The 12,530-nt window shown below is 65.2% G+C and carries 11 protein-coding genes; 7 read left to right on the top strand and 4 right to left on the bottom strand.

Going from position 1 to position 12,530, the window contains the following annotated elements; all coding sequences use genetic code 11:
- Positions 1 to 3: 3 nt before the first annotated feature.
- Positions 4 to 393 (top strand): hypothetical protein, encoded by a 390-nt coding sequence (locus DTS01S_RS30315; RefSeq protein ID WP_139223800.1) that lies wholly within the window; start codon positions 4 to 6, stop codon positions 391 to 393.
- A 69-nt stretch (positions 394 to 462) separates the two neighbouring features.
- Here the strand turns inward: DTS01S_RS30315 and DTS01S_RS08465 are convergent, their stop codons facing one another.
- The gene (locus tag DTS01S_RS08465; RefSeq protein WP_017405232.1) at positions 463 to 2,475 is read right to left on the bottom strand and encodes a TonB-dependent receptor domain-containing protein; all 2,013 of its coding nucleotides are present in this window, start codon (positions 2,473 to 2,475) and stop codon (positions 463 to 465) included.
- Positions 2,476 to 2,752: 277 nt separating this feature from the next.
- Between DTS01S_RS08465 and DTS01S_RS08460 the strand changes: the two genes are divergently transcribed.
- From DTS01S_RS08460 to DTS01S_RS08440, 5 genes are all read left to right on the top strand, one after another.
- On the top strand, positions 2,753 to 3,451 hold the full coding sequence (locus DTS01S_RS08460) for a response regulator transcription factor (protein WP_061287569.1): 699 nt from the start codon (positions 2,753 to 2,755) through the stop codon (positions 3,449 to 3,451).
- Positions 3,432 to 4,790, top strand: coding sequence for a sensor histidine kinase (locus DTS01S_RS08455; RefSeq protein WP_082774887.1), 1,359 nt, complete (start codon positions 3,432 to 3,434; stop codon positions 4,788 to 4,790). Before DTS01S_RS08460 ends, DTS01S_RS08455 begins: the two co-directional genes overlap by 20 nt.
- Positions 4,791 to 4,835: 45 nt before the next feature.
- On the top strand, positions 4,836 to 6,170 hold the full coding sequence (locus tag DTS01S_RS08450; RefSeq protein ID WP_061287568.1) for a sigma-70 family RNA polymerase sigma factor: 1,335 nt from the start codon (positions 4,836 to 4,838) through the stop codon (positions 6,168 to 6,170).
- A 186-nt stretch (positions 6,171 to 6,356) separates the two neighbouring features.
- On the top strand, positions 6,357 to 8,690 hold the full coding sequence (locus DTS01S_RS08445) for a TonB-dependent receptor (protein WP_254787912.1): 2,334 nt from the start codon (positions 6,357 to 6,359) through the stop codon (positions 8,688 to 8,690).
- 43 nt (positions 8,691 to 8,733) lie between these two features.
- A complete protein-coding gene (locus DTS01S_RS08440; RefSeq protein WP_061287566.1) occupies positions 8,734 to 9,237 on the top strand; it encodes a flavodoxin family protein in 504 nt (167 codons plus the stop codon).
- 224 nt (positions 9,238 to 9,461) lie between these two features.
- On the opposite strand, the gene DTS01S_RS08435 is transcribed toward DTS01S_RS08440, so the two are convergent.
- The 3 genes from DTS01S_RS08435 to DTS01S_RS08425 all read right to left on the bottom strand — a co-directional run bounded on the left by DTS01S_RS08435 (position 9,462) and on the right by DTS01S_RS08425 (position 11,700).
- Entirely contained in the window at positions 9,462 to 9,881 is a 420-nt protein-coding gene (locus DTS01S_RS08435; RefSeq protein ID WP_026062346.1) for a hypothetical protein, read from the bottom strand.
- Positions 9,882 to 10,144: 263 nt separating this feature from the next.
- The gene (locus tag DTS01S_RS08430; protein ID WP_016446829.1) at positions 10,145 to 11,218 is read right to left on the bottom strand and encodes a linear amide C-N hydrolase; all 1,074 of its coding nucleotides are present in this window, start codon (positions 11,216 to 11,218) and stop codon (positions 10,145 to 10,147) included.
- A gap of 296 nt (positions 11,219 to 11,514) precedes the next feature.
- Positions 11,515 to 11,700 carry a hypothetical protein gene (locus DTS01S_RS08425; RefSeq protein ID WP_017405224.1) on the bottom strand — a complete coding sequence of 62 codons (186 nt, stop codon included), beginning with the start codon at positions 11,698 to 11,700 and terminating at the stop codon, positions 11,515 to 11,517.
- Between the two features lie 266 nt (positions 11,701 to 11,966).
- Between DTS01S_RS08425 and DTS01S_RS08420 the strand changes: the two genes are divergently transcribed.
- The gene (locus tag DTS01S_RS08420; RefSeq protein WP_016454858.1) at positions 11,967 to 12,446 is read left to right on the top strand and encodes a GNAT family N-acetyltransferase; all 480 of its coding nucleotides are present in this window, start codon (positions 11,967 to 11,969) and stop codon (positions 12,444 to 12,446) included.
- Positions 12,447 to 12,530: the final 84 nt, after the last annotated feature.

The raw sequence follows: 12,530 nt of genomic DNA, 5'->3' as shown, positions 1-12,530 counted from the left end.
TCCATGAAATCCCTTGTTGCTTTTGTTTTAGTGGCGGGCAGCGCATGCCTTGTTCGTGCTGAACCGGTTTTGGACTGGAATGTTCTCGGATTCGATGCCCAGGGCAATCCCACCAAGAGTTCTCGTCACTCATCTCACAGTAATGCTCAGAGAAAACTGAACCTGCTATGCGGCGCTGAAGCGGCAAACGGGTCTCCTCTGCCTGAAACCGTAAGCGTGCGCATTGAAGTGAGGCCCTTCTCCAGCGGTGGTCCGCAGGGAAAGCGCATCTTCCGCAGCGCTGAAATCACTTGCAATGAAGTCCGGCGCGAAAAAGATGCCTTGTCTAAATATATTCCGGTTCCCAGGGCGCGAAAGGCCGAGACCCTGCACGTTCCCAGTGTCTGGGACTGATTAATACTCGTGCCCGTAGCTTTCTCCACCTGATGCGGTGAAATCGCTCGGTCTTCTATGCCGGTACCCTCAAAACTGCGCCGTCACCCCCAAATACAAGCGCCGTCCATCCAGCGTCTTGCCGTAGTCGGCGAGGTTCACCGTCTTGTCCAGCAGGTTGTACAGGCCTGTGAACAGCTGGATGTTGGGCGTTGCCTGGTAGCTGGCGCCGATGTCCACCAGGGTGTAGGCGGGTAGCTGGGCCGTGCCACCGTCGATGCTCCTGCTTTTGTAGCGGGCCTTGCCCCAGAGCTTGATCTGGCCTGTGATGTTCCAGTCCGCGCCCAGATTGAGCATGTGGCGGGGCAGGTTGTTGAGAGGCCTGCCGGCATCCGGTCCGCTGGCCACGTCGCTGGAGGTGAAGGTGTACGAGGTGTTGAACCGACCTCGGCCCAGCGGCAGGGCGATGGGCATGCCGTAGGCCAGCTCCAGTCCCTTGATGGTGGCCGAGCTGACATTGACGTACTGGTTGATGCGCGAGCGCACTTCGCCGTTGTATTCGCAGGCTGGGGCGGAGGTGGGGCTGGTGCAGATGGTCTGCGTGCTGATCTTGTCCTTGAAGTCGGTTTGGTAGGCGGTGATGCTGGCGTTCACGTCCTGCGCGGGCGTCCAGTTCAGGCCGATTTCGTAGTTGGTGCTTTTCTCGGGCTTGAGGTTTTTGTTGCCCATGTCCCAGGCCGCGCCACGCGCAGCGATTTCCACGATGTTGTCGTCGGCCTGCTTGAGGGTGGGTGCCTTGTAGCCGCCGCTGATGCCGCCCTTGAGGGTCAGTGCATTGCTCAGTCGGTAGATGCCGTACAGGCGCGGAATCCATTCGCTGCCGTAGTGCTGGTTGCGGTCGTAGCGTATGCCGCCCACGACGGAGAAGCGGTCGGTCAGGAAGTATTCGTCCTCGGCAAACAGGGCCATCTGCCAGCGTTCGAGGTTGATGTTGCGCGATCCCGGAAAGCGGCTGCCGTCATGCGCAGTCTCTTCGTTCTTGTACTCGGCACCGAACGAGACCATGTGCCGGTCCAGCGGCACGACGGTCTTGGACTGCAGGTAGGTGGCCCGGTATTCGGACTGGTAGGCGCCATTGGTGATCTGCACGTTCTCCCGCGTGATGAAGGAGCTGGTGCGGATGCGCGAGCCCCATTCGATGTCATGCGTCAGCGCGTAGTAGTTGCGTTCGTTCTGCACCGAGCCTGCGGCGCCCGTGCGGGCCGTGCGCTCGTTGTCCCCGGTGCCGCGCGTGGCCTGCAGGCCCAGGGTCTGGTTGCCGGTGAGTTTCCAGGCCAGCTTGGCGGTGATGTCGCGGTTCTCGCGGGCGGCGTAGCCGCCGGTGAACCGGTCCTCATGGCGCTTGAAGCGCGAGCCGTACAGCGTCAGGCCCAGCCGGTCCTGTACCAGCGGGCCGCTGAGGTAGAAGCGCTGCTGGCCCTCGCTGCCGGCCTGTGGGTTTTCCTGCATCGTTCCGTCCACGGTGACGCTGCCGGTCCATTGCGTGGACACCTTCTTGGTGATGATGTTGATCACCCCGCCCAGCGCGCTGGATCCGTACAGCGACGACATGGGGCCGCGAATGACCTCGATGCGTTCGATGGCCGACATGGGTGGCAGCCAACTTGTCTGCTGCGCGCCGCCAAAGCCGTTGTAGTAGGCCTGGGAGGAGCTGCCCAGGGGCTTGCCGTCCACCAGGAACAGGGTGTAGTCCTCGCCCAGGCCGCGGATATAGATCTGCGTGGATTCGATCTTGCCGCCCGCACCGCCCTCGATGGTGACGCCTGGAATGTCGAGCAGGGCATCGGTCACGTCGCGGTAGCGCTTGCCTTCCAGCTCCTTGGCTGTCACCACGGTGATGGATGCAGGCGCGTCGGCCAGCGATTGCTCGAAGCCTGTGGCGGTCACCACCACTTCGGACAGCTTGCCTTCGCCGGCCGCCTGCTGTGCATGGGCCAGCAGCACGGTGCTGCCGGTCAGCAGACAGGCTAGGCCTTTGCCGATGAGGGTGAGCGGGTGGGCAGGGGTGCAGGCCCTGGCCGGCTGCAGGAAAGAGTCGATCACTGGTTGGCTCCGGTCGCTATTGAAAATGGGGTTGTCCGTACACGACGGCACGCGCCGCCGGGCAGGCGGTGCGGGTGATGGGTTGGGGTGGGGCGCCCTCGCCAAGGCAACGGCGAGGCGGGGGCTGCGCTGCAGGCGGCTGCCTAAGCCGGCTCAGGGCTTGCGGGGGGCGCAGGTTCTGGATCTTGCGGCGTCATGGCGCTGGCCTTGCAGCTTTCAAATTTAAAATACGTCTGATTCGTATTTGTATCTGACATTCCTGATCAACGTCTGACCGATGAAGCTGCTCGTTGTTGAAGACCACCAAGATTTGCGAGCGCTGTTGCAGGCCCATCTGGAGCGCATGGGATTCGCGGTGGATGTGGCCGCCACCGGACGGCAGGCGCTGGACGCGCTTGCCGTCACCAACTATGAGGCCCTGATCCTGGACCTGGGGCTGCCTGATATGGATGGCATGCAGGTGCTGGCCCGCTGTGATGACCGCCGCCGCAGAACCCCCTGCATCATCCTCACGGCACGCGACGCGCTGGAAAGCCGTCTGGCCGGGCTCAATTGCGGCGCCGATGACTATGTGCTCAAGCCCTTTGACATCTCCGAGCTGCAAGCGCGCGTACGCGCCGTGCTGCGCCGTGCCCAGAGCGGCCGCGAGCCTCGGCTGAGCCTGGGCAATCTGGCCTTTGAAACCGATTCCCGCCATGCGACCGTGGATGGCAGGCACATCGATCTGCTCCGGCGCGAGGCCATGCTGCTGGAGGAGATGCTGCGCGTGTGGCCCCGCATCGTGGTCAAGGAACGCATGGAAGAGCACCTGTACGCCTCGCGCGAGAGCGTGACCCTGAATGCCGTGGAGGCGCTGATCTCGCGCCTGCGCCGCAAGCTGCGCGACGGCGGCGCCAATGTGCTGATAGATACCGTGCGTGGCGTGGGCTATCGCATGGTCTTGCCCGCGGTCGCGCATGAAGAGCACCAGTCTTGAGCGGCGCGTGCTGTTGGGGCTGGCGCTGGCCTTTGCGGCTGGCGCCGGAGCACTGTCGCTGTCGCTGTACGACACGCGCGACCAGCTGCGCCGCGTGGCGATGGTGATCCAGGCGCGGGAGATCGCCGAAGGCTTCACCATGCAAAGCGATCCGGGCCGCCTGCCCAAAAGCCATGCGGGCGGCGAGCTGTCGTACACGCTGTATTCGCCCGAGGGGAGGGTGCTCTGGTTCTCCGACAACCTCCAATCCCCGCGCCGCCTGCGCCTGCCGCCCGACGGTGCGCGGGCGCCGCTGTTGCGGCTGCCCATCTACAGCGGCCAGATTGTCAACGTGGCCGCACCGCTGGCCGATGGAGCCACCCTGATGGTGGCCAAGCGCGATGTGCTGGAGCGCCAGGCCATTGGTGATCTGCTGCACGCCAAGCTGCTGCAAAGCCTGGTCATGCTGGTGCCTGTAGGCCTGCTGGCGCTGCTGCTCATCTACTGGATGATGCGCTGGACGCTCAGGCCCGTGCAGCAGGCCGCACGTTTTGTGCAGGGCATGAAGCCAGGTCAGGTCCAGCCCATTCCGACCGCCCGGCTGCCGCGCGAACTGCTGCCGCTGGCCGAAGCCGTCAACCGCGCACTGGAGAATCTGGCGCAGTCGCTGGCCAACGAAAAGCGCCTGGTCGCCGACGCGGCGCATGAACTGCGCACGCCCCTGACCGTGCTGGACCTTCGCCTGCAAAAGGCGCGCACGGACCCCAGCCCCGATTGGCAGGCCGTGGACGGCGACGTGCGCTACCTGCGCCGGGTGGCCGAGCAGCTGTTGCTGCTGGCGCGCCAGGAGCAGGACCTGGGCGCAGGCGAGGCTGCCCCCGCAGCAGCGTCCACGCATCTCACGCGGCTGGTGAGGGAGGTCATCGCCGCAATGCTGCCGTTGTTCGAGGCCGGCTCGCGCAGCATGCAGGTGGACCTCATCGATGGCGTGCACTGCCAGGGCGACGCAAGCCTGCTGCACACCGCCATCTACAACGTGCTCGAGAACGCCTTTCACCATGGCCAGGGAGATGTCTTGGTGGCCATGACGGCGGTTGAAGGTGACGTGATCCGCCTGACGGTGGCCGACCAGGGGCCTGGCGTTCCGCCCGACCGGCAGGAAGCCATGTTCACCCGCTTCAGCAAGGCGCGGCCTGGCAGCAGGGGCGCCGGCCTGGGACTGGCCATCACCCGCAAGATATTGCGCAATGCAGGCGGGGAGATCCGCTTTCTGGGCAGTCCCCATTGCGAGCTGGAACTGTGCTTCAGGAGTGCATCGCATGGGGCTGTGGCGCCAGGGGCCATTGGCAAACAAAACTAGAATGATAGTCATTCTCGTTGTCGATTTCTCACATCCCCCCCGGCCATGCCCACCCCTTCCGCCTCCTGGACCGCTGCGCGCTGGCACCAGCTTTTCTGTGCCTGCCAGCAGCAACTGGTGGCCTATCTGGCCGGCAAGACCGGCAGCCGTGATGAGGCGCAGGAACTGGCCCAGGAAACCTGGCTGCGCCTGGCCGATGCGCCGCCGCAGCTGCCCGATGGCAGCTCGCCCACGCTCGAAGCCGCGCGGGCCTACCTGTTTGCCACGGCCAAGCACCTGGCGATAGACAGGCTGCGCCAGCGCGGTGCGCAGCAGCGCTGCATGGACGACTGGGCGCAATTGCAGCCCGAGGCCGAAGGCGATGTGGCCGACCGCGCCATGTACCGGCAGGCACTGGCCGTGGTGGAGCGCACGATTGCAGACCTGCCCGAGCGCATGCAGGCCGCCTTGCTGGCCCACCGCCTGCATGGCGAGCGGCAGGCCGACATCGCCCGGCGTCTGCAGGTCTCCCTGAACACCGTGGAGCGTGACCTGATGCAGGCCGATGCCTGCCTGGAAGCCGCCTTGCTGCGCTGGCGCGGCGGGGTGGAGGCGGGCTTGCAGGCCTCTTCCAGAAAGCGGCGGCGGCGTGCCCTTGGCGCACTGCTGGGCGTGGCTGGCATGGCCTGCGCGGCCTGGCCTGCCTGGCAGATGTGGAGCCGCCGCGTGCTGTGGCAAGGTGAACTGGCCAGCGCCACGGGCGTGCAGCGCAGCCTGGAACTGCCCGATGGCAGCGTGCTGCGCGTGGACGCCGCCAGCCGCGTGGCGCTGACCTACCGTGCCGACCTGCGACAGGCACGGCTGCAGGAAGGCGCCGCCTTCTTTGCCGTGGCCCGCGATGCGGCACGGCCCTTTGTGGTGGAGGCCGGCCCCTTGCGCGTGACCGTGCTGGGAACGCGCTTTGGTGTGGAACTGGAGCCCGATGCGGTGCGCGTGCAGGTGGAGTCGGGCCAGGTGCGGGTGGAGCACGCGGCCACCGGGCGCAGCCAGTTGCTGCAGGACAGCCAGTCGCTGCGCATTCCCCTGGACGGCGGGGCAGGAGATACCGACGGCGCTGCCTGGCAGCCGCAGCTCCAGCAACGGCCCGCGGCCTGGCGCGAGGGCGAGCTGGACTTCGAGCAGGAACCGCTGGGCCGCGTCGTGCACCGTCTGGGCCGCTACACGCGGCGCCGCCTGGTGGTGGAGGAGGGCGCGGCGCAACTGGCCATCAGCGGCCATGTGCGCATTGCCCAGACCGAGCGCTGGCTGCGCGGGCTGCCGCAGTTCGCCCCGGTGCAGGTCAGCGTGCTGGACGACGGCGGCCTGCGGATTGCGCGGCGCGGCGGGCGCGCGGAGTCGTGAAGTTTTTTTCAGGGTTTTTGGGAGTGACTCGTATTTGCATATGAAAGGCCGGGCGCCCTGCCTGTGCCGGCGATTCGCAATGAGCCTGTCTTCCAGAAAGTCCTTATGTCCGCTCCCAAGTCCTCCCGATTCCGATTCCGCCTCCGCCTCCGCCGCACAGCGGTTTTTCATGCATGTGCAGGCCTGGTGCTGGGCCTGCAACTGCAGTTGGCCGCCGCGCAATCGGTGTCCTTCGACGTGCCGGCCCAGCCGCTGGCCCAGGCGCTGAGCCAGTTTGCGCGCCAGGCGGGGCTGCAGCTCACCTACTCCTCCGAACTGGTGCAGGGCCGGCAGGCCCCGGCGCTCAACGGCAGCCACGATGTGCGCCAGGGCCTGGCGGCATTGCTGCAGGGCAGCGGCCTGCAGGGCCGCATCGAGGGCGGCACGCTGACGCTGCTTCCCGCTGCGGCCAACGCGCCTGAGAATGCACACCGCCTGTCCGAGATCACCGTGACGGCCGGTGACCAGTATGTGAGCCTGCTGCCCGCACCCTACGCCGGCGGGCAGGTGGCCAAGGGCGTGCGCCTGGGCGTGCTGGGCAATACCGGCAACATGCAGGCGCCGTTCAGCACCACCAGCTACACGTCCGAGGCCGTGCGCAACCAGCAGGCCGGCACCATTGCCGAGGCGGTGAACCGCGACCCTTCCGTGCGCTACACCGTGCTGCCGGGCGGCAACGTGGACAACCTCTATATCCGGGGCTTTCCGATCTGGGAGGGCAACTCGGGCGAGATCGCCTTTGACGGCATCTACGGCATTGCCCCCAACTACCGCGTGCGCACCGAGTACGTGGACCGTATCGAGGTGGTCAAGGGGCCGGGCGCGCTGCTGTTCGGCATGTCGCCCAACGGCTCGGCGGGCGGCGTGATCAACATCGCTCCCAAGCGCGCCAATGAAGATGTGGCGCGGCTGACCACGGGCTGGACTTCGGACAGCCTCTGGCGTGCCCATGCCGACGTGGGCCGGCGCTTTGGCGACGAGGCCCAGTACGGCATCCGTGTGAACGCCAGCAAGTACGGCGGCGATACGTCCATGGACCATCAAAGCACCGACGGCCATGTGCTGGCCGTGGCGCTGGACTACGAGGTGGAGCGCTTCCGCGCCACATTGGACCTGCTCTCGCAGGACGAGCGCATCGACGGCGTGGGCCGGCCCATCATGCCCACGGGGCTCTCCTCCATGCCTGCTGCGCCCGACGGCACACTCAACGTGACCCAGCCCTGGGAATGGTCCAGGAACCGCGAGCGCGCCGTGCTGCTGCGCACCGAGCTGGACCTCACGCAGCAGCTCACGCTGTTCGCCAACATCGGCCAGTCGCGCGCCAATGTGGACCGCATCTATGACTCCGCCCCGCGCCTGACCAGTGCTGCGGGTGCCACCAGCATCACGCCCACCTATGCGGTGTTCGACGTGGACCGCAGCACCATCGACGCTGGCCTGCGCTCGCGCTTTGCGCTGGCCGGTGTCAAGCATTCGGTCACGCTGCAGCTGGCCAGCTACCGCGAGGATTTCCACCGTGCGCTGCAGGCGGGCTCGGCGGTGGCGTCCAACATCTATGCGCCTGTTGCCCATGCGCCGCAAAGCATTGCGCGGCCTTCGGCCATTCCGCGCATTCATGACAACCGCAACACCAGCCTGGCCCTGGTGGACACGCTCTCGCTGCTGCAGGACAGGCTGCAACTGTCGCTGGGCCTGCGCCACCAGGCCATCAAGTCCACCAACTACAACGTGCTCACGGGCGGCGCCGCCAATGTCTACGACGAGAGCGTGACCACGCCCGCCGTGGGCGTGGTCTGGCGCCAGGCGCCCAACTGGAGCCTCTACGCCAACTACATCGAAGGCCTGAGCAAGGGCGACATTGCGCCGCCCGCAGCCAGCAACTACGGCGAGGTGTTGCGCCCCTACAAGAGCCGCCAGTACGAAGTGGGCAGCAAGTACGACTTCGGCAGCTTCATGGCCACGGCCGCCCTGTTCAGCATTGAAAAACCCAGCGGTGGCCTGGACCAGGGCGTCTACAAGACCAACGGCGAGCAGCGCAACCTGGGCATGGAGCTGTATGCCTACGGCGAGGCCGCGCGCGGCCTGCGCCTGCTCGGTGGCGTGACCTGGCTCAAGCCCGAGATCACGCGCTCGGCCACGCCTGCGCTGGTGGGCAACCGGCCCATTGGTACCTCGCGCCTGCTGGCCAACCTGGGCGTGGAATGGGATGTGCCCGCCCTTGAGGGCCTGACCCTGGTCGGCGACCTGGCCTACACCGGCGCCCAGTTCGTGGACCAGGCCAACCGCCTGCGCATCCCGGGTTGGACACGCACCGACCTGGGCCTGCGCTATGCCACCCGCATCGCGGGCCGCAAGACCACGCTGCGCGCCACAGTGCAGAACGTGGCCGACCGCAAGGCCTGGGCCGGTGTCACGTCCTGGGGTGCCGTCTCGCCGATGATTCCGCGCACCTTCGTGGTGTCGGCATCGATGGATTTCTGAGGTCGCCGCGGTGGCTGGGCGGGCCGCGCTCTATGCTTGAGGCATGAACGCAAGCAAGACCCTGCTGATCGTCTACCACTCCATGACCGGCGGCACCCGCCAGATGGCCGAGGCCGCGCGCGACGGCGCAGCGGCCGAAGGCCAGGGCGTGCAGGTGCGCCTGCTGCACGCCTGCGAGGCCGACCCCGACGATGTGCTGTCCGCCGACGGCTACCTCTTCGCCACCCCGGAAAACCTGGCCGCCATCAGCGGCCAGCTCAAGGACTTCTTCGACCGCAGCTACTACGCGGCGCTGGACCGCATCAACGGCCGGCCCTATGCCAGCCTCATCTGCGCCGGCAGCGACGGCCAGAATGCGGCCCGCCAGATCGCCCGCATCGCCACCGGCTGGCGCCTCAAGCCCGTGGCCGAGCCCCTGATCATCTGCACCCACGCCCAGACCACCGAAGCCATCCTGGCACCCAAGCGGATTGCCGCAGCTGAGCTGGAGCAGTGCCGGGCGCTGGGGGAGGCGATGGGGGCGGGGCTGGCGTTGGGGGTGTTCTAGAGTGAAAGCAGTCCAGGTGGCGCTGGACGGGCAAGATTTCGAACAAGGCGAGCGTGCGCTGGCGCGCCTCACTACGCTCAATGCCGGGCACGTAGACCAGCCAACTGGCGGCGAGCGGCGTAAAGGGCTTACGCCAGCTGGCCAGGATGCTGGGCGCGAACGAGCATGTGTTGCGCGTGTCTGCGGGACGAGCAGGTTGTGGACCGTCTGGACACCGCGCTACGTCAATCCACTACGGAAATCTTGAGCGCGTACGCCGATGACTTGCCCTGGCGGGCGGCTGCGCGGTTGAGGAAGACACGCACACGGTAGTCACCGCTGGCGGGCAATGCACCGGTCCATGTGGGGCCGTCTGCCACCTCGCCCCGGTACAGCGCTTCCTCGCTGCCGGGCGGCAGCACGTTGAAGTAGGTGGAGGTGGATTTCGTCTCCATGTGCACGGTCATCTTCTGCCCGGCAACCGCACGCACTATGTAGTCGTGCGCCTGCTCCTTGTTGCCTTGGAGCTTGCCTTGGACAGTCGCGCCCGACGTGCCTTTCTTGAAGGTCACCGCAGTGGACGGAACGTCCGCCTGGGCGATCGCCGGCATTTGTACAAGCGTGATGGCAGCGAAAAATGCAGCTGCGCAAATTCTGGAAAGCATGCTGATCCTTTCTAAGAGGCACTGATCGCCTCGCTTGCATGCAGGCTACCAGATGATTTTCCGCTTGGGCGCACCCGACGGGCGTGGTTTGCAGGAAGAACTCCGATCGGTGCCGAGGCCTGCATTGACAGGTCCTCCCGTCGCGCCGCCCCCGCCGATGACGGTAACGGTCATGGTTGTGATGCCTGCAGGCACCGTGCAAAGTTGGGGGCCGCCAGCGGCCGTTGTTGATTTGGTGTTTCTGGTCGCATTTTTCCTCTTCCCTAGATGCCTAGAAATTGAAACGGTAATGATTCCTGAAACTGCCGCGTGGCATCGCCCGAGAAGGTGTGGTTCTGGTCTGGGCCCAGATCCAGCTTGAGAACCTTGCCGGTTTTCTGGCTGAAGTCGAGTGCCTTGAGGTCTATCCAGAAGGTATTTGGCGTCAACGCTGATTCGAAGAAGTAGAGCTTGCGCTGGTGGTCGAAAACGGTTCTCCAGCGGGTTGACGAGATATTGGGCTCCTCCGGCGTATTCAGGCCGTAGGGCACCGAGGCGTTGCGGATCACGCTGAAGACGCTGGCCAGCGCCTTGTTGGGGTCCTGACTTTTGGGGATGGCGTTGACGTAGAAGGATGCGCGGGCAAATCGATCGGCGGCGCGATTGGTGCCGGGCAGCATGGTGGTGCCGCCCACTTGCTGCCAATAGGTGTTGAGAGCCAACTGCTGATCAAACGTCGGTGAATTGGTCATGACCTGGTATTGCCGGCCGTGATGTATCACCTGCCGGCCATTGATGTACTCGACGATGGCGCTGTCGCCGCTGGCGTCGGACATCGAGAGATGCAGCGTCGTCAGCCGGTTCTCTCCGGGAACGTTGTCGGAGACGATGGTGAAAGGTTCTTTCTCCAGCGCCGCAACGGCTTCCTGGACGGTGGCGAAGTTGTCCAGCACGTATTGCGCCCAGGCTGCAATGGTCAGGCCAGGCTTGCTGCCCGCACCGAAGGCCGGGTATTGGGACTCCACCAGCCAGAGCAGGTTGGCGTTGAGGCCGGCTTCATTGACTCCATCGGTGGTGGAGACGTCATAGCCCGAGGTGATGACGCTTCCGTATTTGGACGTCCAGCGCAACGAGTTGGGGCCTGCCTTGCCTGAGCGCTCCATTCCACGCGGGAGCACCCAGAGATTGCTGACGATGTCGCTTTTCCAATCCATGGAGCGCGCGGTGACGACCTGGCCATTCGCACCAAGAAAGACAAGGCGGGTGCAGGCCCAGGTGCTGGGCAGGGCCGTAAGGCCGGCAATTCCCATCAGCAATGCGCCCACTACGGGGTGAATCTGCAGTCTGCGTTTCTTCATAGCAACTCCTTTGCAGGCAAATGGACTGGCGCAGTGTAGTGCGTCATTCGTACCCAGGTCAGAAATGGCCGCCTTGTGAAAAGGCGGGCCGGCAAACTGGCGGTCATTGGAGATGCCGCGCATGGGCCTGCGCGCATGCGGGTGCAGAGGGCACCGCTGTCAGATGGAGTGGCTGAACATGGGGCTGGCCAGCATCGCCACCGCAAAGGAGATGGCGCAGATTGCAGACCACAGGAAGACGAGGAAGAGGTGGCGCATCGTGCAGCTCTCGGGAGTGTTTGGTGGTTCTTGCCAGTTCAATTGCGGATGCGGTTCAGAATGCGCAGCCCGAGCATTGAAAGGCGTTCCAGCAGAGGCCGTGGCTCCATGCGCAGCAGCAACAGCTGCTGGCCGCCGCGCACGGGAAAGGCTTCCAGCAGGCTGCGGTGGTAGCGGGCATCCGGGTCCGGGTTGAAGCTTTCTGTGGGAACGACTCGATGCATCTTGTATCTCCGTCATGTGATTTCGGAAGCCTTTGGGGAGCGCGGCCTCTGACGGGATCTATTTCAATTGGTTTCGCGGCGTTTCCGTGCGGGTCAAGTTTGTGGCCGCATGTAGGCCGGGTCTGTACGCTGCGTATGTGTTTTGCGCACGCGCTGTGCAGCCTGTCCGCAGGTCTTCACAGGTGTGAGCAGCGCGTCGGCAACGGCTTTGCGGCGGCTGGCAGTCCCTAGAATTCGGGATTCCCATCTCATTTGCCAGGAGTTCCATGTCCTCCGTTCCCACGCTTCAGATCCGGCCCGTTGCACAGGCGGACCATCAGCAATGGCTTCCTCTTTGGCAGGGCTACAACGCCTTTTACGGGCGCGCTGGCGAGACGGCGCTGCCCGATGACATCACGCAGGCGACCTGGGAGCGCTTTCTCAATCCGCTGGAGCCGGTGTTTGCGCTGGTGGCAGAGAGCGAGGGTGAGCTGGTGGGCCTGGCGCACTACCTGTTCCACCGCAGCACGACGCGGCTGGAGCCCGTGTGCTATTTGCAGGATCTGTTTGCCGATGCACGCCGGCGCAAGCAAGGCATAGGCAAGTCGCTCATCCGCGCGGTCTACGAGCAGGCATCCCTGGCGGGAGCGCGCCGTGTCTACTGGCAGACGCAGTCTTCCAACGAAGCGGGCCGTGCGCTGTATGACCAGGTGGCCGAGCATCGTGGCTTCATCGTCTACGGGCACGAACTCCAGGGCAGAGCCTGACGCTTTGTTGTCGGGTTGGCGATCCAGAGAAGAAACCTGTTGAAACAGCGGGTGCGCGCAGCCGATGCAGGTCCGCCGGGGGGC

Source organism: Delftia tsuruhatensis NBRC 16741 (assembly GCF_001571325.1).
Classification (GTDB): Bacteria; Pseudomonadota; Gammaproteobacteria; order Burkholderiales; family Burkholderiaceae_C; genus Comamonas; species Comamonas tsuruhatensis.
This window is presented reverse-complemented; position numbering and strand designations above follow the sequence as displayed.